Origin of the sequence: Methylobacterium sp. WL64 (assembly GCF_008039945.1) — a bacterium.
GTDB lineage: Bacteria > Pseudomonadota > Alphaproteobacteria > Rhizobiales > Beijerinckiaceae > Methylobacterium.
The window spans coordinates 1-20,134 of record NZ_VRVA01000048.1; the positions used below are offsets into that span (position 1 = coordinate 1).

General features: G+C 64.6%; 17 protein-coding genes. 7 read left to right on the plus strand and 10 right to left on the minus strand.

Annotated elements, in window-relative coordinates; translation table 11 throughout:
- The first annotated feature begins 164 nt into the window (after nt 1-164).
- Complete coding sequence (locus FV242_RS18890; RefSeq protein WP_147939981.1) at nt 165-536, plus strand: transposase; 372 nt, start codon at nt 165-167, stop codon at nt 534-536.
- Nucleotides 537-609: 73 nt separating this feature from the next.
- On the opposite strand, the gene FV242_RS18895 is transcribed toward FV242_RS18890, so the two are convergent.
- Nucleotides 610-2,862, minus strand: a complete 2,253-nt coding sequence (locus FV242_RS18895; protein ID WP_243957026.1) for a TonB-dependent siderophore receptor — start codon at nt 2,860-2,862, stop codon at nt 610-612.
- 674 nt (nt 2,863-3,536) lie between these two features.
- On the opposite strand from FV242_RS18895, the gene FV242_RS18905 reads away from it, so the two are divergent.
- Nucleotides 3,537-5,036, plus strand: coding sequence for a DUF2252 domain-containing protein (locus FV242_RS18905; protein WP_147939983.1), 1,500 nt, complete (start codon nt 3,537-3,539; stop codon nt 5,034-5,036).
- A gap of 25 nt (nt 5,037-5,061) precedes the next feature.
- Here FV242_RS18905 and FV242_RS18910 read toward each other — a convergent pair whose 3' ends face one another.
- Entirely contained in the window at nt 5,062-8,115 is a 3,054-nt protein-coding gene (locus tag FV242_RS18910; RefSeq protein WP_147939984.1) for a response regulator, read from the minus strand.
- A 564-nt stretch (nt 8,116-8,679) separates the two neighbouring features.
- Entirely contained in the window at nt 8,680-8,880 is a 201-nt protein-coding gene (locus FV242_RS18915; RefSeq protein ID WP_147940008.1) for a hypothetical protein, read from the minus strand.
- A 436-nt stretch (nt 8,881-9,316) separates the two neighbouring features.
- Here FV242_RS18915 and tsaA point away from each other — a divergent pair, with 436 nt between their 5' ends.
- A complete protein-coding gene (gene tsaA / locus FV242_RS18920; RefSeq protein WP_147939985.1) occupies nt 9,317-9,811 on the plus strand; it encodes a tRNA (N6-threonylcarbamoyladenosine(37)-N6)-methyltransferase TrmO in 495 nt (164 codons plus the stop codon).
- A 206-nt stretch (nt 9,812-10,017) separates the two neighbouring features.
- Entirely contained in the window at nt 10,018-10,746 is a 729-nt protein-coding gene (locus FV242_RS18925) for a substrate-binding domain-containing protein (RefSeq protein WP_147939986.1), read from the plus strand.
- Between the two features lie 27 nt (nt 10,747-10,773).
- On the opposite strand, the gene FV242_RS18930 is transcribed toward FV242_RS18925, so the two are convergent.
- From FV242_RS18930 to modA, 3 genes are all read right to left on the minus strand, one after another.
- Complete coding sequence (locus FV242_RS18930) at nt 10,774-11,145, minus strand: hypothetical protein (protein ID WP_147939987.1); 372 nt, start codon at nt 11,143-11,145, stop codon at nt 10,774-10,776.
- A gap of 140 nt (nt 11,146-11,285) precedes the next feature.
- Nucleotides 11,286-11,495 carry a molybdopterin-binding protein gene (locus tag FV242_RS18935; RefSeq protein ID WP_147939988.1) on the minus strand — a complete coding sequence of 70 codons (210 nt, stop codon included), beginning with the start codon at nt 11,493-11,495 and terminating at the stop codon, nt 11,286-11,288.
- A 32-nt stretch (nt 11,496-11,527) separates the two neighbouring features.
- Nucleotides 11,528-12,307 carry a molybdate ABC transporter substrate-binding protein gene (gene modA, locus FV242_RS18940; RefSeq protein WP_147939989.1) on the minus strand — a complete coding sequence of 260 codons (780 nt, stop codon included), beginning with the start codon at nt 12,305-12,307 and terminating at the stop codon, nt 11,528-11,530.
- A gap of 143 nt (nt 12,308-12,450) precedes the next feature.
- Between modA and FV242_RS18945 the strand changes: the two genes are divergently transcribed.
- Together FV242_RS18945 and FV242_RS18950 are read left to right on the plus strand one after the other, a co-directional pair.
- Nucleotides 12,451-12,819, plus strand: coding sequence for a winged helix-turn-helix domain-containing protein (locus FV242_RS18945; protein ID WP_147939990.1), 369 nt, complete (start codon nt 12,451-12,453; stop codon nt 12,817-12,819).
- Nucleotides 12,820-12,883: 64 nt separating this feature from the next.
- A complete protein-coding gene (locus FV242_RS18950) occupies nt 12,884-14,104 on the plus strand; it encodes a DUF2325 domain-containing protein (protein ID WP_147939991.1) in 1,221 nt (406 codons plus the stop codon).
- 346 nt (nt 14,105-14,450) lie between these two features.
- On the opposite strand, the gene FV242_RS18955 is transcribed toward FV242_RS18950, so the two are convergent.
- Together FV242_RS18955 and FV242_RS18960 are read right to left on the minus strand one after the other, a co-directional pair.
- Nucleotides 14,451-14,732, minus strand: a complete 282-nt coding sequence (locus FV242_RS18955) for a hypothetical protein (protein ID WP_147939992.1) — start codon at nt 14,730-14,732, stop codon at nt 14,451-14,453.
- A gap of 116 nt (nt 14,733-14,848) precedes the next feature.
- The gene (locus FV242_RS18960) at nt 14,849-17,068 is read right to left on the minus strand and encodes a TonB-dependent siderophore receptor (protein ID WP_147939993.1); all 2,220 of its coding nucleotides are present in this window, start codon (nt 17,066-17,068) and stop codon (nt 14,849-14,851) included.
- Nucleotides 17,069-17,975: 907 nt separating this feature from the next.
- Between FV242_RS18960 and FV242_RS18965 the strand changes: the two genes are divergently transcribed.
- Nucleotides 17,976-18,368: a hypothetical protein gene (locus tag FV242_RS18965; RefSeq protein WP_147939994.1), complete on the plus strand. Its 393-nt coding sequence runs from the start codon at nt 17,976-17,978 to the stop codon at nt 18,366-18,368.
- 173 nt (nt 18,369-18,541) lie between these two features.
- Here FV242_RS18965 and FV242_RS18970 read toward each other — a convergent pair whose 3' ends face one another.
- Both FV242_RS18970 and FV242_RS18975 read right to left on the minus strand, forming a co-directional pair.
- Nucleotides 18,542-19,720 (minus strand): tyrosine-type recombinase/integrase, encoded by a 1,179-nt coding sequence (locus FV242_RS18970; RefSeq protein WP_147939995.1) that lies wholly within the window; start codon nt 19,718-19,720, stop codon nt 18,542-18,544.
- Nucleotides 19,698-20,114 carry a hypothetical protein gene (locus FV242_RS18975; protein WP_147939996.1) on the minus strand — a complete coding sequence of 139 codons (417 nt, stop codon included), beginning with the start codon at nt 20,112-20,114 and terminating at the stop codon, nt 19,698-19,700. Before FV242_RS18975 ends, FV242_RS18970 begins: the two co-directional genes overlap by 23 nt.
- Nucleotides 20,115-20,134: the final 20 nt, after the last annotated feature.

The window sequence follows — 20,134 nt, forward strand, 5'->3', positions numbered from 1 at the left end:
TATCCGGACGCTGCAGCCGCAGCACCAGTTCGATCAACTCCTCGCGGCTCAGCCGCTCAAGATCGGTACGAACCATCCCACGAGGGAATCAGCGAAACCCAACCCGCGCAAGGGGGTGGGTAATTACCTAAAAAGGTTAGAGCGTCGCGGATGGCCTACGTCGTATGGTCGATCAGGAAGGCTTGTTCTGGCTCAGCGACGCGCAGTGGGCTGTCATTGCCCCCTACATGCCTAACTCAGTCGCCGAGCACCTAGACGACCGTCACACCGTGTCCGGCATCATCCATGTGTCGCTGACAGGATGCCGGTGGCCAGATTGCCCGGCAGTGTACGGTCCGCGCGGCTCCGTCTATCGACGTTTCAGTCGATGGCGCCATCGACCCTTCTGGTCGGCCATGCTGAAGAAGCTGTCCGATGCCGGGTGGACCGATGAAGCCCGCGCCCTCGATCCCGTGGCGATGGCGCGATCACGTCCACGCCGGCGTGGCCTGAGAATTGACCGCAAATGGCGCGCCCCCCCCGGAGCGACCATCTGACGACCGACGCACCACAGATTGAGTGGTGCGCCGCAGGCTCAACGCATGGCAGGCGAACTGCAGGAGTGTCTCCTCACCACTTATAGCTGATGCTCGCCAATACCTGTCTCGCCTGACCGTAAAAACAGGCGTTGACCGTCTGACAGGACGAGACGAAGCGCCGATCAGCGATGTTCGTCGCGTTCACCTGGAAGCGCCAACGATCCCAGTTGTAGTGAACCTGCGCGTCGAACAGCACGTACTCAGGCACGTGGAAAATATTGGCCTGATCCGCGAAGGACCGACCGATGTAACGCGCACCGCCGCCGAACCCGAAGCCGCGCAGCTCGCCTGTCGGGAAGGTGTAGTCGAAGAACACGTTGGCGAAGTTCTCCGGGGTGTTCACCGGAACCTTACCGATGAGGGTGGGATCACCGTTCTTCTCGTTGGTCAGCCCGTAGATCGTGTACGAGGCGGACACGTTGAGGCCGCTGAACACGGTGGCGGTGAGCTGCGCCTCGAATCCGGTCGAGCGCACCTCGCCGAGCTGCGACTGGAACTGTGGGTTGGTTGGGTTCGCCGTCAGCACGTTCTGGCGGTGGATGTCGAAGCCGGCCAAGGTGACGAAGTAGCCCTGGCCCGGCGGCTCGAACTTGACGCCACCCTCGATCTGGTCACCCGTCTCGGGCCTGAACGTTCGGTTGTTGATGTCGGTGCCAATCAAGGGCTGGAATGAGGTCGAGTAGCTGACGTACGGCGCGAGGCCGAAGTCGAAGTTGTAGATCAGCGCCGTACGGTAGGTGGTCGCGGTATCATTGCGACCGTCGTTCCGGGCGCCATTGGTGAGCTTGTCGTTGATCCGGTTCTCGGCGAAGTCCTGGCGAACACCGACCAACAGGGTCAGTTGGTCGGTGAGCTTGATCTGATCCTGCCCGTAGAGGCCGAGCTGCTTGAAGGTGTCGAAGTTGACCTGGTAGGGACCCGGCGTGCCGGCGGGACCACCGTAAGCAGGGGCCAGGATGTTGAGGTCCGGCGCGGAGTAGAACGGGTTCGCGCCGAAGTTCGTGCCCTGATTGTCGCTCAGCCGGTAATCCTTGTAGTCGACACCCATGAGCAGATCATGGCGGAAGAAGCCGTCGAAGAAGCGCGCCTCTGCCTGATTGTCGACCTGGAAGATGTTGACCCGGTCCTTCACGAGGAACTGGTAGCGGGCGAGCTGGGTCTGCGTCGCGTCTCCGAAGGCGTAGCCGTTGCCGATGTACGAGTTCTGATAGCTGTCGCCGAACGAGTAGCGCAGGTTCTGACGGAACGACCACGTGTCGTTGAAGACGTGCTCGAACTGGTAGCCGAGGAACGCCTGATCGCGCTGGAAGGTGTTGAAGTCGCGATCCCCGACGTTGGTCGAGCGCAGGATGCGCAGGCCAAGCGCCTGCGGGCGAACCGTGCCGGCGTAGGGCAGGAAGTTCGCCGACACGCCGGTCGTGTCATGCTGGAATGCGGTCAGGACCGTGAAGGTCGTCGCCCCGTCCGGCTTGTAGGTGAACGCGGGTGCGATGAAGTAGCTGTTGTCCTGCAGACCGTCGATCTGCGTGCCACCGTTGCGGCCGTATCCGGTCAAGCGATAGAAGTAGTGCCCCTCCTTGTCGACCGGGCCGCCGACGTCGAAGGCGGCGTACTTCTGACCATACGAGCCGCCGCCGACCTCGACGTAGCCGAACGGATCCTCGGTTGGGCGCTTGCTGACCTGGTTGATGATGCCGCCGATCGGGCCGGCGCCGAACAGCACCGCAGCGGGCCCGCGCAGCACCTCGACGCGCTCCAGCCCGAAGGTGTCGTAGCGGAAGTAGCCGAAGCCGTAGTTCAGCGTCTGCAAGCCATTCAGGTAGAGGCCGTAGTCGCTCGCCACGAAGCCGCGCAGGAGGAAGTAGTCCAAGCGCGTGTCGTAGCCGAACGGGCTGGCGTAGGTGCCGGCCACGTACTGCGTCGCCTGGGATAGGTTCTGCGCGTTCTGGGCGTCGAGTTGCTGGCGTCCTACGACGGTGATCGACTGCGGCGTCTCGATCAGCGGCGTGTTGGTTTTGAGAGCGGTGACGGAGCGCTTGGCGACGAAGCCGTCGATTGGCCCATTCGGGTTCTCGGGCTGGCCGGGTCCCGGTTGTCCGGACGAGACCGGCCCATAGCGCTCACCGGCGCCCCGGCTCTCGACACTCAACTCGTCGAGCTGCACGCTACCTGCGTTCGCCGAGACGCCCCGTCGCGGCGTGTTCGCCTCCTGAGCGGAGGTTCGTCCCATCGCGCCGCCGAGCACCGCGAGGGAAACGCCCGCGAGGGCGAGCGAGCGTACCATGGTGTGTTGAGTGCTAATGATCTTCATAGCCCCGAGCCCGATCCAAGCAGCCGCCCGCGCTCGCCGCAAAGAGATGCAACGAGGCTGCCTTGTTGTTTGAAATTGTTATAAACTGCTGTTTTGCTTTACTTTTCTGCTTAACGGATACGGTTGAGACACAGGATGGACAAGACGGTTAGACCCCAACTTCGGTGGATACGGCGGACCAGTTGCAGCGAGGTCACAGCCGCGGACCGGTCACCGCACACCTCGCATCGGCAAACTTAGCGCAACGGCGTGTGAGGCTTCGGTCGCGAATAGTAAGCATCACAGGTTGATGCCACTGAAGATTCTATGCGACCGCCGAGGGTACAGCTGGCGACTAATTTATCTTCATTCATCCCATCTAGGCGGCCGCCCTAGAATCGTTGCGCCATCGCGATCACGCGACGCTGAGACCGCGCGGTGAGTTCGAGCCGCATGGTGATGATGGGGAGGGGATAGTCATAGTTGCGAACGAGAGCGGGGCCTTCGTCGCCCAGCCACGCTGCTTGGCTGCAACCCTGCGGGCGAGGTGCCGAGCGATAGTGGCTGAGGATGCGGTGGGTTCGGTGTGCGGTTAAGTCCACGTTGAGCGGGAAGGTTTATTCCCTGGTCGAACCGTTGGTGTGGTCTGAGGCGGTTGGACGAGGTCGATGGAACGGTCAGCGCAGTCCACGGATACCTCATCGGCGGCGGCCGATGAGCATGAGGCGGTGATCGGAGCTGCCGAGGAGGCGGTCCTAGAGCCCCTGGCAGACTTCCCGCACATCGACCTGCGCTCGGGCGTGGAGCCGTGGGAGAAACGTCGCGCCGCCGGCAAGATCCTGCGCCTGGATCTACCGCATTCGGCTCATGCCGTGCTCGATCTCGCCCGCGACCGTCCCGACCCGGTCACGCTCATCGAGGCGGCCCACGACGGGCGACAGTCGCACCTGCTTCCGCTGCGGGTCGCCCGCATGGCGTCCTCGCCGTTCGCCTTCCTACGCGGGGCTGCTCAGGTCATGGCCTGGGATCTCGCACAGGGACCTCGCGGGGCGATCGACGTGGTGATGAACGGAGATGCCCATATCTCGAACTTCGGCCTGTTTGGCTCACCCCAGGGCGAGGTGGTGCTCGACCTCAACGACTTCGACGAGGTCACGGTCGGGCCGTGGGAGTGGGACCTGAAGCGCCTGTGCGCGAGCATCGAGGTCGCCGCGCGGGATGCCGACGTCCCGCCGGCCGAACGGCGGCAGGCGGTACTGAGCGCGGTGGCTGGTTACCAGCACACGATGGACGACCTCGCCCCGCGCGGTTCGCTCGACGTCTGGCAGCGCGCGGCGCGAGCCGAGGACCTCGCTTTCGCCGGCATCGAGATCGACGCGCGTTCGCAGGCCGTGGTGCGCAAGGCTGTCGAGAAGGCGCGGCGGAAGAACAACACGAGTTTGCTCGATCGAGTGGGCGAGCGGCGCACGGACGGCGGCTGGCGCTTCCGCGAGGAGCCGCCGATCCTCGTCCGCGTCGACGAGGCGACGCGCGAGGCTGTCACCACCGGCCTGGAGCGTTACGCCGAGACGCTGCCGCGCGAGCGGCGGTTCATGCTCAGCCGCTACCACGTGGTCGACGTCGCACACCGCGTCGTCGGCGTCGGCAGCGTCGGCACCCGGGCGTACGTCGCGCTGCTGTGCGGCAACTCGGACCAGGACGCGCTCTTCCTGCAGGTCAAGGAAGCCGTGCGACCGGCCCACGCGCCGTATCTACGCGGCATGCCCAAGCCCTACGCCGACCATGAGGGCGAGCGCGTGATCTACGGCCAGCGTCTGCTGCAGGCGGTGGGCGATCCGCTGCTGGGCTGGACGAAGATCGATGGTCGGCCGTTCTACGTGCGGCAGATGAAGAACATGAAGGGCGAGATTCCGGTCGCGCGCATGACCGGCCGGTCGCTGCTGTACTTCTCGCACGCCTACGGCGCCCTGCTGGCCAAGGCCCATGCGCGGACCGGGGATGCGGCGGCGATCGCGGGCTATTGCGGCCACGATGGCCGCGCCGACCTGCGGGAGGCCCTCGCCGATTGGGCGATGGCCTACGGTGACCGGAACGAGGCGGACTATCAGGCGTTCCGGACGGCCATCGCGGCGGGCAGGCTCCGAGCGGCCGACGACCCACATCTTTGATCTGGCGCATGCGTCGACGGGCTGATCACTCGGACGACGTCGTCATCCCGGATCCGTCGGCCTGATCAGATCCCAGCCCACCGTGTTGATGCTCGGCGGGATCGGCTCCGTAGAGCGTCGTCAGGAGCGCCGAGAGGTCGGAGAAGGACAGGCCGGCCTTCTGCACCACGCGGTCGGCCTGCCCGGCCAGCTGGCGGAAGTCGTCCGCCGTGACGTCCTTGGCCGTCAGAACCACCACGGGAATGTCGTACCACTCCGGGCGGGTGCGCAGCAGGCGCAGGAAGCCGAAGCCGTCGAGTTCCGGCATCATCAAATCGAGCAGGATCAACCGCGGCCGGTGCTCGCCGACCGCCGCCAGGCCCGCTCGGCCGTCCGCCGCCGTGACCACCTGCCAGCCGTCCCGGGTGAGCTGGGATGCCATCAACGCGCGCAGGTCGCCGTCGTCGTCCACGACCAGCACCGGCCCGTCATGGGCCTTCGGCCGGAACCGCTCCATCGCTTCCTTCAATTGTACCCAGTCGACCGGCTTCTGCAGGTAGTCGGTCGCCCCGAGCGAGAACGCGAGGTTCTGCTCGTCGAGCACCGTGACCATGATCACCGGCAGATCGCCGAGCTCCGGGTCGGCGCGCAGGGTGCGCAGCACGGCCCATCCATCCATGCGCGGCATGGTTACGTCCAGCAGGATTGCGCGCGGACGCCGCGTGCGCGCCTGCTCGAGCCCTGCCATTCCATCAGCCGCCGTTGCGACGTGGAAGCCTTCCTTGGCCAGGAAGCGGGCGAGCAGGTCACGGGTGGCTTGATCGTCGTCGATGACCAAGACCTCGCTGCCGGCTATCGACTCGGCCGAGGGTTGCGGCGCCCGCGGGGATCTCGCCTGCGCCTGTCTCTCCTCGCCCTCGGCCACGCTCGCCAGCAGCGTCAGGGTGAAGGTCGTACCTTCACCCTGACGGCTCTCGACCGCGATGTCGCCGCCGAGCATGTGCGCGAACGCCCGGGTGATCGCCAACCCGAGCCCCGTGCCGCCGAAGCGCCGCGTGGTCGAGGCGTCGGCCTGACTGAAGCGCTTGAACAAGCGTGACGCCTGCTCCTCGCTCATGCCGATGCCGGTGTCGGCCACCGCGAACACCAGCCGATCACCCTCGGCGTCCGTCTGCCGGCGTGCCGACAGCGTAATTTCCCCGCCTTCCGTGAACTTTGCCGCGTTGCTCAGCAGGTTGATCAGGCACTGGCGCAGCTTGGTCGCGTCCGTGTACGCACCGCCAAGCCCGTCCGCGATGTCGAGGACCAGGGCGTTGCCCTTCTTCTCCACCAGGGCTTCCACCGTGGCGGCGACGTCGCGCACGGTCGCGGCGACGTCGATACTTTCCGGGTACACCTCCATGCGCTCGGCCTCGATCTTCGACAGATCGAGCACGTCGTTGATCAGCCCGAGCAAGTGGCGCGCGTTCGCCTCGATCTTCTTCATATCGGGCAGCAGGTCCGCCTGGCCGGCGTCCTCCATCTCCTCCTGCAGCATCTCCGAGTAGCCGATCACCGCCGAGAGCGGGGTGCGCAGCTCGTGGCTCATGTTGGCCAGGAACTCGGACTTGGCGCGGTTGGCCTCCTCGGCGGCGTCCTTCGCCGCCGCGAGGACGTGCTCGGAGCGCTTGCGCGCGTCGATGTCCGACACCACAACGACAGCGCCGATGAGCGCGCCTTCGGCATCCCGCATCGGCGCGCCGGCGAAGCCGACCCAGGCGCGGGCACCGTCGCCGCGCTGATAGTCGACCTCCAGCTCGGACTGTGGCTCGCCGGCGCGCACCACCTGGATCAGCGGCCACTCGCTCGGCTCGACCGGCCGGCCATTCTCGTGGAAGCCGACCCAGCGGGCCGGTCCCTCGCCGGGTTGCGCGGGCAGCACCCCGTGCCCGAGGATCGTCTCGGCGCGGGCGTTGTGGCCGGTGATCCGTCCGGACGGCGCGTCGGCGATGAGCACGCCCACCGGCAGTGTGTCGAGAACGCTCCGCAGCAGCGCTTCGCCCGCTCGGACCTGGGCCTCGGACAGGACGGCCGTAGTTACGTCCGCCACGACGAGGCCGACGCCGGTGGCCACAGCCGACCCTTCATCCTGGCACAGCGGGTAGAAGCTCATGCGGAAGTGGCGCATCCCGCCCGGCGCGCTCTCGCTCGGCACGCTGACCGGCACGTCAGCGCTGACGAGGCCGTGGTCGCGCGCCGCCTCCAGCAGCGGGGTGAGCTGATCTTCCAGCTTAGGGAGAAGCGTCCAGATCGGTGCGCCGAGATCCGCGCCGAAGCCGCGCTCGCTCATCGTCGCCAGGGCGCGGTTCATGTGACGGATGTTAAACCCGCCGTCGAGGAAGCCGAGCCCGACCGGGGCATTGGCGAGCACGCCCTCGAACAGCCCGCTGCTGCGTTGGCTCTCGCGGCGCCGTACTATCGTGAGGCGGACCAGCAGCACGATCGCGAGGGTCGCGCAAAGCAGGCTGAACGCCGTCAGAGCGGTGTAGCGCAAGCTGTCGCGACGGTCGTTCTCCGCCGACGCCTCCGCGGCGGATCGGTTGGCCGTCGCGGTGGCGGCACGGATCGCATCCATCAGGCGCTTGCCCGCGCCGGTCTCGATCAGGGCTTCTGCGCTGTCGAACCCCTGGTCACGCCGCGCGATCACGACCCGGTCGGAGAACACCGTCTCATCGCCGATCAGCTTGCGCACGGGAGCGAGTGCCGCGATCGCTGGATCGGAAGAGCCACCGTCGAGATTGTCGAGGAAGGCGCTCTCACCGGGGATGCGGCCGAGAGCATCGGCATAGGGTTCGAGGTACTCGGGCTTGCCGGTGAGCGCGTAGCCGCGCATGCCGGTCTCCAAATCCTTCATCGTCGAGAGCAGGCGCTCGCTGTGGCCGATCAACTCTCGGCGGTGCAACCGTTCGCGACGAGCGGCATCGCCGGCCACGAAGTTCCACCCGACCGCCGTCAAGGCCAGGGCGAGCAGGGCGTAGGCGAGCGGCGAACTGGGCAGCCCGGCGAGCGGACGCGCGCCCCGCAGGCCTGGACGCTGGATCAGCGGGTGGGTGTCGGGCATGCGAGCTACCTGCGCCCTCCACGATCGGGCATCGGCAAGTCGTAGCCGGGTTCACACATGATGCGCGAGCCCTGGCATCTAATTCGAATTTGCAATCAAAGGGCCCTGCGATGGAAGCGACTACAGGGTCTCTTCGTACCTCGTACGGTCGCGCATACCCATGTTTCTAGATCTGGCTGAAACCGGCCGGTCTGCTTCGAAGCCGTTTTGTCGGGAAAAGCGGACGACCTCCTACCGACCCGACCCTGCCGCCATGACCGTTGACAGCCTTCCCCGGCAGAGCGAGCGTACGTCTGCCATTCGGCAGGTTCGGTCTGGGGTGGAAACCGCACCCTGCTATTTCGCCCTAAAGCGAGCGCGGAGTGCAGCGTTCCAATAGGGCAAGTGCATTGGAACTGCCGCGCTGGAACGTGGCAGCTTGGACAGCATCAGCTCGACGAGAAAGTCGGCTTTGTGCCGAGCATCCGATCGGCTCTATCGATCGGCAGTCGTGACGACACAGCAATAAAAAAGCCAGCCCGAAGGCTGGCCCCGCGTTCCCGTGAGGGATGCGACGAGAACGGTTTACTCGGCCGCAGTCATCTCTGCGGTGAAGTGACCACACCAGTCCTCGGACGAAACCACCGGCCACAAGCCCTTCGCCTCCGGCGCCGGCTGGCTGATCGGCGGGTTGAAGCGGCACAGGCCGGCATCACCCTGAGCGGAAGCGCCGTTACCTTTGTGCTCGTCGAAAAACTTGCAGCTCTCGCAGTGCGCGTTGGCCATGTCGGTGCCCCTACTCGATGGTCGATCCGTCTTGTTGCGAATTAGAACAGATCCAATCTGGTAGGTCAACGGCGACAGCATCAGCCGGTTCCGGTTCGGCTGAAGGCACCCTGTGGATGACATCGACGTCAGAATGGTTATGAAAGCCCTCTCTTCTGACTGCACATCCGAGGCGTTCGCGACGCCGCAAGACGTGCGGCGGTGTGAGTACGCGACGACAGGCGGACGCAGGCCAGTTCCCTGCCGCCCGCCCGTGGAGCCTCGGTCGGGCGGTCGTGCGAGGGTCGGTGCATTGCGGGGGAGCTGGACACCGCGAGCGCCGGCCCATGGCCAACGATCGTGCAATCGGACGCAAATTCCCTTCGCGCTGTTCAGTGTTACGCAGCTGGCTTTAACCTAGTGGCGTGAGCCTGATGTCCATGGGAGAAGGCCGTCCATGGTGCGCCTCAACGAAATTAGAACCGGCGAAGTCGCAGTCGCGGCACCTGCAGCCGATGACGCCGGATTGGTCTACATCGGTCGTATCCACACCCCCTGGACCGATCGTCTCGCTTGCCCACGACAAGGCAGGTCGGATGGCCCGATCTGCCGTATCGAGCTGTTTGAACCTTGGGGCGCAGCGCTAGACGGGCTAGCAAAATTCGCTTGGATTGAGGTGCTGTACTGGCTCGATGCTTCCCGACGAGATCTTGTGCGGCAGAGCCCGGCCAACAATGGGAGCACGCGCGGCACCTTTGCTCTGCGCTCGCCCGTGCGGCCGAACCCAATCGGAACATCGATCGCCACGCCCGTCGCCATCGAGGGCAACATCCTGACGGTCAGGGGCCTCGATTGCCTCGATGGCACACCACTCCTCGACCTCAAGCCAGACCGGACCCTCTTCACGCCGATCGCCCCGCCGCAACCGGGTGATTTCGAGACCGACGACTGACGCCTCGACTCGATGCCTGAAACGCATGTGCCACGGGTGATCCTGCCAGGCTTTGGGCTATATCCGAACAGATATAGCACTGCTCTAGCCGTCTGGAGGCATCATTGCCCGCCACCCGTCTCACCATACCCTCGCGCATCCTTCGGCAATTAGCTCTCCTCGGCTGCCTCACGCTGTCATCTACAGGCGGAGCGTGGGCTGAGCCGATGCAGGTCTATGCTGCTGGCAGCCTCGTGGCTGCGCTCAAGGACGTGATCGCTGCCTCAGGCATCCCTGCCGAGGCGGTGGCGGCACCGACCTTCGGGCCGGCTGGACTGCTGCGAAAGCGGATAGAGGATGGCGAGAAGGCAGACCTCTATCTCTCAGCCGACCTTGCCAGCCCGCGCCGCCTTGTCGATGCAGGCAGGGCCAAGGATGTCGTGCCGTTTGCTCGTAACACGATGTGCGTGCTCGCCCGCGCTGATCTTGGTCTGACCCCGGACAACCTCCTCGATCGCCTGCTCAAACCCGACCTGCGGCTGGCAACCTCGACGCCAGGCGCCGATCCTGGCGGCGATTACGCCCAGGCCGTATTCGATCGAGCCGAGACCGCACATCCAGGGTCCAAGGCTATGCTGGAGAAGAAGGCGTTGAAGCTGCTCGGCTCGCCCAATACGATGGTGCCGATGGCGGGCCGTAGCCCCAGCGCAACCGTGTTCCTAGGCAACAACGCGGACGCGCTGCTGTACTACTGCAGTGGCCAGAGCGGTACCATGAAGGAGGCGCCCGGCCTAAGCCTCGTGCAGCTTCCGCCCAACCTGTTGGTGCCGGCGACCTACGCCATGGCACTGATCACCGACAACCCGGACGCGATGCGCCTCGCCCTGTTCCTCGTGTCCGAGAAGGGGCAGGCGATCCTCGCCCGCCACGAACTCGGGCCGATCAGCGGACCGTGAGGCAGTCGAGACAGGCGGCCGACGCGGCTACTCCGCCGGGAGCAGATCGAGCTTGATCTGCTGGCTCGGCGCGCGGCCGATCTCGATCGTCACCGGGCCGGCGTCGAGTGCGAAACGCAGGCTCTTGCGGACCTCCGGGCAGCCGGCCTTGCCGCTGATGCGCTCGGGCTTGAGCGTCGTGCGCCCATCCTGGCTGACGTCGATCCAGGCCTCCTCCGACAGCGTCAGTTGATAGGTGCCGGCGGATGGCACCGTGGCCGTGATGAAGCCCGCGAACGTCCCTGGCTTCGCGGTCCTCTCAGATTGAACCGGCAGTGTCACCTCTGCCGCCGGCTTCAACGACACCTGCGCCGCCCCCGTCCCGCCGGGTAGAGCCGATCCAGATGCGAGCCCGGCCAAATCGGGCGCCGTGAACGCAGCACGATCCCGCGCGACCGACCATGCGAAGCCCGCACAAGCCGGCGCATCCTCAGCGACCGCCGGGCCGATGCAGCAGACCGTCAATGCGACGGTGAGGAGAACGCGGGATCCAGGCTTCATCAGTCGACGGCAACCATGACGTCGGACGCCTTGATCACGGCATAGGCCGGACCGCCCACCGTGAGGTTGAGGCTGTCGACCGCTTCGTTGGTTACGGCGGCGGTGACGACCTGGCCCGGCATGATCTCAATCTTGACGTGCGCCGTGGTGGCGCCCTTCTCGATCGCCGTCACGGTGCCCTTGATGATGTTGCGCGCGCTGATCTTCACGGTGTCCGCCTTCCTGGCCCATTCCGGGTCGCTTAATTATTGCCATCCTCGATGACGCTGAAGCCCTGAGCCTCGAAGAAGGGCTTTGCTGCTGCGCTCCGGAGGTAGTCCAGGAAGCGCTTCGCGCCGTCGCCCTTCGCGTCCGCGGTGACGGCGAACGGGTACACCACGGGCGGGTGGCTGTCCGCCGGAAACACGCCCACGACCTTCACGCCGGGATCCGACTTCGCGTCGCTCTCGTAGACGACGCCGAGCGGCGCCTCCCCGCGCGAGACCAGAGCCAGGGCCGCTCGGACGTTGTCGCTCTGAGCCAGACGAGGTTGAATGCTCCCCCACAGACCGAGCTTTTCGAAAGCGGTCTTAGCGTACTTGCCGATCGGCACCGAGTTGACCTCGCCGGTGGCCAGCCGCCCATCGGAGCCGAGCGCTTTGGCGAAGCCCTCCGGCGTGAAGGCAACCGTGTTCTCCTTGGCGTCGCGCGGCGCGATCAGGACGAGGCGGTTGCCGAGCAGGCTCACCCGCGTGTCCGGACGGATGAGGTTCTTCTTGGCGAGGTAGTCCATCCATTCGAGGTCGGCCGAGGCGAACAGGTCGGCCGGCGCTCCGGCCTCGATCTGCCGGGCGAGGGCAGAGGACGCCGCGTAGCTTGCCCGGATCTCGATCCCAGATTGTGCTGTGAATGCCTTGCCGGCATCATCGAGAGCGTTCTTGAGGCTGGCTGCTCCGAACACCGTCGTGGTCTCGGCCGCTTGGGCTGCTCCAACGGTGAGGAACAAGGCGGCGATGAGGCCGGAGCGGATCAAACTGCGCATGCGGAAGCGGTCCTCGACGTCGGATGTGCCAGCAGCGCTATATCAAGCAGAATATATCGCCGAAAGCCATCGATTGCGCTGCGTTCGCGACTGCTCCACCGGTCGACGCGTCGGTTCGTGGCATGAGGCGAGGGAGAGACCTGATGGCAAGCCTGAGCATTCGTATCGACGTTGGGCCCGACAATCGTATCGGCCCCGGTAAAGTGCAACTCCTGGAGATGGTTGCCGAGCACGGCTCGATCAGCGCAGCCGGGCGGGCGCTCGGCATGTCCTACCGGCGGGCATGGATGCTCATTGAGGCGATGAACAGCGGTTTCGGGCAGCCGGTAGTCGAGGCGCAGATTGGCGGTAAGGCGGGAGGCGGGGCACGCTTGTCTACACTCGGAGTCGATCTGGTCGCGCATTACAGGGCGATCGAGCGTGCTGCCGACCGGGCGGCCGCGCCCTTCCTAGATCGGATTGCTGCTCCCGAGCGAACCGCAGACGACCTGCCGGCTGTGACCTCCCCCTAGGCAAGCCGATTGTTTTTGGACAGAGTGTTATATCCGAATGGATATAACGACTGACGAGACGCCGATGCCGCCAATCGCTCACCTCGACGGTCCAGCGCTGCGCGCCCTCGCTTCCGTCACCCGTCCGCCGTTCGTGCCGCCGCCTGAACCCGACTCGGCGGATAAACCGCGGGACCGGATCTGGGAGCTTGCCGAGAACCTGCACTGCTCGATCGTAGGCACCTGCTTGACCAACTCTGAAGCCCGCGCGATCCTGGCCAAGCTTGGGCGTGCCGACGCTCGGACGATCAGTGAGCACCACCTGCACGGAGAGATCGTCCAGATAGCCGGTCGCAAGGACGGGGGTGGCCGTCTGCTGCAAAAGACCCTGGACCGGCGGCACGAGCGGGAGATCGAACGCTTTGCCGAGGCGCGCACCGCTGACGCGGTTCGGGCGCTCTGGAAGTCCTCGCTGGAGCGTGGGGCTATCCCTGGCGCTTATTGGGCAGCGATCACCCACCCAGCCACCGACTGGCCACTCGTGCAGGAAATCTTCGGCGAAGTGCACATGCTCTCGCACCTCGTCGGTCAGTCGAACCGGGCCGACATCCGCCGCCTGCGCCATCTCGAAGAGGAGTTGGGCCGACGCGATGAAGCGCTTGCGGCACGGGACGAGCGCATCATGGCGCTCATGCGCGAGCGCGACGATCTCGGGAAGCGCACCCGGACGATCGAAATCGAGCGTCCCATCCCGGCTACTACGACCATCGAGCCACCGTCCACGCGCGGCCTGGAGGTGCGGCTGGCCCGGGAGATCGCGCATGCGACCGCGTTGGAGGAGCGGCTTGCGGTGCTGGCTGGCGCAGCCGAACGCCTCAGCGCTGATCTAGCCACGGAGATAGCCCGCCGATCAGTTGCCGAAAGGGAACTGGCTGCCCTCGAAGCGGCTCTGGATGTGCCGAGCGTGGATACAGCCGATAGCCAAACATCGGGACGGCTAGACGGACAGGTCATCCTCTATGTTGGCGGCCGGCGGCGTCAGGTGGCCAATCTCCGCCGCTTCGTGGAGGCCAGGGGCGGCAGGCTGCTCAACCATGACGGAGGTATCGAGGACAACCTGTGCCTTCTGGCGGGGCTGGTTGGGCAAGCGGATCTAGCGGTGTTCCCCGTGAGCTGTGTCAGCCACGAGGCGAGCCTTCACCTGAAACGATACTGCGAAGCACAGGCTAAACCCTTCCACCCGGTGCGGAGCGCTGGCCTGGCGAGCTTTATGCACGTCGTCACGCCGATGGCGAGCTCGTCGTAGGCGATCAAGCAGATCGCTCGGGGGGCACGGGCAGACCGGAAGAAGCTTATAGGTTTATGTTCTCATTGCATAGCGTACATAAGCCGCTCTTCAACTTGCCCGACATGATATGACCACGTGACAGATTGGTTTGACGATCCTGACGACGACAGCCACTCGCCCATCAAAAGTGAAAGCTAGATGCTATTGTACATCACAGCGGCTCTAATCGGCATATGTGCGCTTGGCGTGATCGGCACGATGCTACATATCTTTCCCGCGTAGAGTCTAGAGTCTGCTTTCGACCCTTCTAGGACCTCGGAAAGGTCTGCTTACCGGCACTGGGGCGCTTATTGAGCAAAGCTTTCTATGCCGACCCCATACGTTCCATCGATCGTGCCATCGAAGAGGGCATTTGATCGGCCATGACGGACAAGATCCTCTCGGCCGCCGCCAGATTGAGACTGTAGCCGTCCCCTGCGACGACCTCGTCCCGACTATCGAGGAGGATCAGGCCGCCGCGGTTCCGAATATAAGACTGACGCCAGCGCGACTTCGACAACTTCAGTCCGAGGCTCTTCGCCTGCTTCCGGAGCTGCGCGAGACGAAGGGTGTCCTGGTAAGTTGGGGTCAGATCGATCTCGTGCACGGCATCCTCTCACGCCCGTATCACCTCAGCCGCAGCCCGCCATGCAGCGCGCCGCGGTCGTCGTGCTGGTGTAACGGTTCAGCACTCGAATACCCAGCCGTTGAAGGGGGCGCCTCTCACCACCGGTAGATCAGGCTGCCAATGACCGTCGCCGGCTGGTTGCGATTGCAGAACCCAAACGAGCAGGTCTGATAGTTCCGATCGAAGATGTTGTAGCCGTTGAGCTGCGCACGGAAGCCCTTGTACTTCGGATCGAGGGCCGCGAAGTCGTAGGCCACCAAAGCGTCGTAGAGCGTGACGGCAGTGTTGCGCACCGTGTTCTGATCGTCGGCGAAGCTCGCACCGATGTAGCGGATGCCACCGCCGATCTGAAGGCCGCGCAGAGGCGAGGATGGTGGGAACGCGTAGGTCAGGAACGACGCGTAGGTATCCTGGGGAATGCCCGAGACGAGGTTGCCGGCGAGCGACTGGCCGGTTGAGGAGACCGAGTTCACGAACCGGATGTCGACGTGGGTGTAGGCGATCGTTAGGTTGGTGCCTGGGGCGAGGTTGGCGGTCGCCTCGGCCTCGAAGCCCTTCGAGCGCACGGCACCGCCGGCGGTCTGGAACGCGAGGGAGGACGCGTCGGGGATCAAAATGTTCGACTGTGTGATGTCGAAGCCGGCGAATGCGGTTTGGATGTTGGTGCCGGGGATCAGGTACTTCACGCCCGCCTCGATTTGATCACCGGTCGCCGGCTTGAACGCCTGTCCGTTTCGGTCGAGGCCCACCTGCGGGGTGAAGGTTGTGGCGTAGCTGGCGTAGGGCACGAGGCCCGGCGCTAGGACGTAACCCAGTCCGACCCGGCCCGTGAACGCGCTGTTGTTCTGGCGTGAGACCGCGCTGTCGGGGGTCGTGAAGTTGTCTTGGAAGACCCAATCGTGGCGTCCGTTCAGGGTGAGGATTAAGTCGCCGAACTTGGCCTGATCCTGCAGGTAGACGCCGATCTGCTCCTGGGTCTGACGTGCGGCGGACCCGAGGGTCGGCGTGGCGATGAACTGTTGGCCGTAGTTCCGCGTGATCAGGTTCAGATCTGGGGCAAGGCCGAAGCCGAGGCGCTGGCTCAAGCTGTACCGCGCATAGTCGACGCCCCCGACCACGGTGTGAGCGATCGGGCCGGTGGCGAAGCGCGCCTCCAACTGGTTGTCCAGCGTCTGCTGCACCAAGCCTTCGCGGATGTAGCCAGTGTCGCGCGTGCCGATCGTGTTTGCGTCGTTTATGCCGTTGATATCGACGTACTTCCCGCTGAGGAAGACGCCGTAGTGCCGGAAGTTCTGGCGGAAGACCAAATCGGGCGTGATGAAATGCTCGAAGGCGTAGCCGACCCGATACTGCGTCTGGTCGAGACCGGCGAAGCGCGGGTCGCCCATATAGTACGGGCTCGCCCGGAAACCTGGGTAGTTGTAGTAGAACGTCGTGGCTGGCGTGTTGGTCGTTTGAAACTCACTCAGGAACGTGAACGTCGTGGCGGCATCGGGTTTCCAGGTAAAGGCGGGCGCGATGTTGAACCGGTCGTCGTTGGTGCCGAGGCCGATGAAGGTGCCTGCCTCGCGACGGATGCCGGTCAGCCTGTAGGCCATGGTACCGCCCGAGCCCTCGACTGGGCCACCGAAGTCGAAGTTGCCCTGGACGCGGTCGAAGCTACCGGCCTGGAACTGGACCTCGCCGAATGGCACGAAAACCGGGCGCTTGCTCGTGATGTCGAGGATGCCGCCCGGCGAGCCGAGGCCGTAGAGACCGGCGGACGGCCCGCGTAGGATGGTCACGGCCTCCGCGCCGTAGGGCTCGATGCGCGGGAAGATGAACCCGCTGCCGATTACGCGCAGGCCGTCGCGGTAGGTGCCCTGGTTGGTGAGCACGTCGAAGCCGCGGATGAAGATCTGGTCGAAGCGCGGATCGAAGCCCGACCGGGCCGATATGGCGCCGGGGACGTAGTTGATCGCATCGCTCAGGGTCTGGACGTTGCGGTCGTTGAGCTGCTCCCGGGTGACGACCGAGATCGATTGCGGCGTCTCAATGATTGGCGTGTTGGTCTTCGTTCCCGCAGTCGTCACGCGGGCGGTGTAGCCGGTGATGCCGGACGGACCACCGCCACCGCCGCTGGTCGCGGCCGTGCCGCCGTCGCCCGCACTGAGGTTGAGGCCGCTGGAGCCCATCGGTCCCGGGGCAGAGCTGCCGGGTCCTGCCGCGTCGACTGAGATCTCGTTGAGCTGGATGGTCCCGTCCTGCGCGCTCGCATTCCCAGCGAGGGTGGTGGTGGCGAGAAGGACGGCGAGGAGCGAGGAACGGTAAGACATAGATCACGCTGACACGCGCCTTGAACGGCGCAACGCCCCAGTGATCGCCGTTCACAGATCCTTGAGCAAGCCGAAAACGTGTTATAGATCAAACACTTACAACGGTTCAAATCTGAAGGCGTTCTAAGCTAGAGCTTATCGAGCACCTGCTGGTACTGCGCGAAAGCGAGCTGCGCCAAATGGTGTTTGACCGAGGGCGATCCTTAAAAATACCAACTGCATCACCCCGAACGACTGAGCCGGGAGCGGAGTTGAAGGTCCGCTTCCAAGCGTTACGTCAAATCCCGCTTCCCACCCGCTGCAGCCGTTGCACCCGCCTCCAAGGCGATTGCTGCAAGCTCGTGCACCGAACCCCACTACCAAAATCGGTCCAATAGGGCCCGCTCCTGTGGAACGGTCCGTACCAAGAATCATAAGCGTTCCATCGGGTCATCTCTGCCTTTTGGAACGCAAAATCGCACACATCTGAGATCCTTATAGAACTCGGCGGGATTGCCGCGGGACAGACACGGTTAAGGACTGTTCGGCCATGTCGGCAGCCGCTTCCGTACCGTTAGATCATCCCGTAGGCCGCTCTCCGAACGTCGGTGGTAACGTCTGCTTGTGGGAACTCGTGATAACCCATCGAATGGCCGGGATGGGCGCAAAGCGGAGCGTCCGGTCTTGCACAACGGATCAAGCTTCGCCGGGTATGGGGGAGCGAACCTTCGAATACCGGTGAGACGCAACCGCCTGCGCCCTGCCCCGAATCGCCGACCCACCGCGGATCGTAGCGGTAATCATCTAGAGCCTGAATCGCACAGCGCAGCACCCCTATCACGTAGCCCCACGCGCGATCATGATGGGACAAGCGCTCAGCTGGTGTTCGACGTAGAGACGCTATCGCCCAAGGGGAGGGAGCCAGATCTTGCGGTTCAACCACGTAGCCAATCGCGTCAATCCGTGTCACTTCGAGATCGTCGTGGACATGTTCGTCCAGCAGCTCGGTTTCGTGGAGCTGCGGCGCACCGAACGCGCCGTTTGGTTGCGGCAGACCGGGGCCAACGTGGATCTCCAGCTCAGCCGCAGCGATACCGGGCACCGAGATGCTGACCGGGAGCGTTCGCAGGTCTCGTTCCTCAGTGATACCCCTGAAGCTGATCTGCGGCGCTTGGCGTCTTGGTTCACCGCACGAGGACTGACCGCCCGCATTGGGGCCTACTCCGACAGGGAGTTCTACCTGGACGTGCCGGTGGCGTTCGTGGACTTCGTCGTCGAAGCGATGCTGCCCGAGCTCGCCGCATACGACATCGTGCTCTGATGACCTCCATGGCGGTGCCTATCGCCATGGTGACCGCTCGCGAACGGCGAGAGTGGAGGTGAAACGAACCCTGTGGTGGTCGAGCTTGGACTTCGTCTTCCCTCTCTGCTGGAGGGATAGCCAGCGCCGTCTATGAGACCTCAGTGGGTGCCGTAGACCCCATCGAGCCAAGATTACCGCGGACCGGACGCTTCGTGCAGACCGATAGCGTCCAGACGGGAAGCGCATACGCCCACGTGCCCCGCCGGCCTCGCCCCTCGTTGGACGAGGAACTGACACGACTGACTGTGCACCGCGATCGCCTGCAGCAGCCGCTCGATCCCCGCGGTGGCCAGCGCCTGGTAGTCCGGCGAATACGCCGCGTAGATCTCGGTGATTGCAAACCCCGCCACTCGGTGCCCGAGCTGGCCCGCCACCTCCTCGAACGGCACCCGCTCCTTGCGCAGCCAGCGTGCCACCGTGTGCCGCGGGCTATAAAGGTTCACTCGACCATCAAGCCCTGCTCGCCGTCTGCTTTCGCCTAGCGCGGTGTAGTACCGGTCAACTGGCTTCCCCCGGAAGCTGACCACGAAATCCGACTCACGCGGAAGCTGACGCAGATACGCGATTAGACTTGGTGGCATCTTAACCACTGGACGCCGCTTTGACGTCTGCTCGCGCTCTTCGGGATTAAGGTGCAACAAGTCGTCGTCGAAATCGACCTGCGTCCACTGAAGCTGCTTGACGGCCTCCGGCCGACTCCCGGTGGCAAGGCAGATGAGCAGCAGGGCGTGAAAGTGTGGGGCCGACTTATCGAGCCAGGCAGCGCATTCCTCAACGGATAGCGGCCTGCCCTTTGGCTGCATCTTCGTAACTTTGACGCTCGGCACATGGACTTGCCGTGTGAGCTCGCCGCGCCGCCACGAACGACTCAGCGCCGCTTTGCCAGCTGTGAGGACGTTGTTGATCGAAGAAGGCTTCAGCTCGCGTCGCCGAAGTTCATCGATGAAACGCTCGATCCGTGCGGGGCGCGTCGCGGCCCATACGCTTTCCAAATCGCCAAAGAACCTAACCCAATGATCGATGGCGTACTTCAGCCACTTCCGGGACGTCAGATGCTGACCGTGCTGGAGGTAGTACGCCTGGACAATGTCTGCGATTGGCACGCGGGTTACGTCCTGAACGTCGGGCGTGTCTGCAGCGAGATAGTGCGCCTTGAGCTCCTGAATGGCAGCATCAAGGTCATCGGTGCCGGTCGACTTGCGCCGCAGCTGCCGGCCGTCCATCCAGCAGATGCACCAGGCCGGGCTATTCGGTCGTTTGTCGAGCCAGAACTTGCCCGCTGCATGCTCACGCTTGGTGTACCGGCCCATCGGACGCTCCCGTCATAGCCATGTGCTTCCGCCCTCCCCCATTTCCTTGATGAGGAGCAGGGCCGCCCTCAGGATCAGCCGGAATGCTGCCGGGATCGCCGCCCCAGAGAAGGATCGAGCGCTCCCCAAACGCGAGGAAGTCGCAGAGCATCAACCCGAGGTACGCGACGGAGCCATCCCCGAGGGGAACATGAGGAATCTTGCCAGCGCGCCGCTTGCGCTTGAGGGTCGAGACATCGCCGCTTGCATTGCGCCGTTCCCCTGGCGGAATGAGCAGCGCAGCGGCAGCGCGCTCGCCGTATTGGCGGTGGGGATCGATGTCATACGCTCGGGCGACGCTGTGCCGGAGCTCGTGTAGTTGATCTTTGTCGATGCGGGTTGGGTCGATGGTCATGGGTGCCTCCGGTTGCGGAC